Annotated in this window: 2 protein-coding genes; both read right to left on the bottom strand. The window is 75.3% G+C overall.

Annotation, left to right across the window (positions count from 1 at the left end; genetic code table 11):
* Nucleotides 1-623: 3-deoxy-D-manno-octulosonic acid transferase (locus AC27IO_RS24620; protein ID WP_498741264.1), on the bottom strand; the 623-nt coding region annotated here is incomplete at its 3' end.
* On the bottom strand, nucleotides 620-1,137 hold a 518-nt coding region (locus AC27IO_RS24615), incomplete at its 5' end, for a nitrilase-related carbon-nitrogen hydrolase (protein ID WP_498741263.1). The genes AC27IO_RS24620 and AC27IO_RS24615, both read right to left, overlap by 4 nt.

The following is a 1,137-nucleotide window of genomic DNA, read 5'->3' as shown; positions in this document are numbered from 1 at the left end:
CCGGCCGCGCGCAGGCGCTCGGCGTCGGCCTCGGTCTGGGCCCAGGCGGCGGCCAGGCCCGCGTAGGCGGGGCGGGACAGCCATGACAGGCGGCGTGCGCCGGCGAGCGATTTTGCGTTGAGGCGGGCGTTGGCCAGCACCACGGGAATGCCGCGCTGGCGGCAGCCGGCCAGCAGGTTGGGCCAGATCTCGGTTTCCATGAGGATGCCGATCTCGGGGCGGAACTGCTGCAGAAAGCGCCGCACCGCGCCGGGCGTGTCCCACGGCTGCCAGACCTGCACGTCGCCGGGTTGCAGCAGTTTCTCGCCTTCGGCGCGGCCGGTGGCGGTGCCATGGGTGAGCAGCAGGCGCATGCCGGGCAGCAACTGGCGCAGCTCGGCCAGCAGGATGGCGGCGGCCCGGGTCTCGCCCAGCGAGACGGCATGCACCCAGACGAAGGGGTTGCCCAAGCCGGTGGTGCTGATGGGGGCCAGGCTGTCCATCGCCTGCGGGTAGTGGCCGAAACGTTCTTCCACGGCCACGCCGTAGCCGGGTTCGGTGGCGGCGCGGCGGCGCAGCTTGGCGCGCAGCAGCGGCTGGGCCAGCCAGGTGATGGCCGAGTACAGGGCGCGGGCGGGGGTCACTGCCCTGCCACGCCCGCGGTGCCGGGCCGGCCGGGTTCTGTGGGGAGCACGCGGCCCTGCCACCCATCGCCGTTGCCATCGCGCTCCGCGATGACCAGGCAGGTGCCCGTGCCCGGGGCGGCCACCACGCAGGCGCCGCCCGGCGCCCAGAAGGCGCTGCGGCCGGCGCAGGCGTAGCCGCCGGTGGGCCCGCCGTGGTTGGCCAGCAGCACGGCCATGCCCCACTCGGCCGCGTAGCCCTGCAGCTGCGCGGTCTCGCGCGCATGGGCGCCTTCGGAGATCACCGAGCCGCAGGCATACAGCGCCGCGCCGCCTGCGCGTGCGGCGCGGGCGTGTTCGGGGTGCGTGGTGTCGGCGCACACGGCCAGCGCGGTGGGCTGGCCGGCCAGGGGGCGCACGTGGAAATCCTCGGTGCCCGGGCTGGCGAAGGTGTTTTCGCCGGGGTGCAGGTGGCGCTTGCGGTACAGGGCGGCGCGGCCATCGGGCTCGAACACCCAGGCGCCGATGGCCGGCA

It is taken from the genome of Acidovorax sp. KNOB132, from assembly GCF_057541515.1.
Note: the sequence above shows the minus strand (reverse complement) of the source record. Positions and strands in the feature narration are given on the sequence as shown.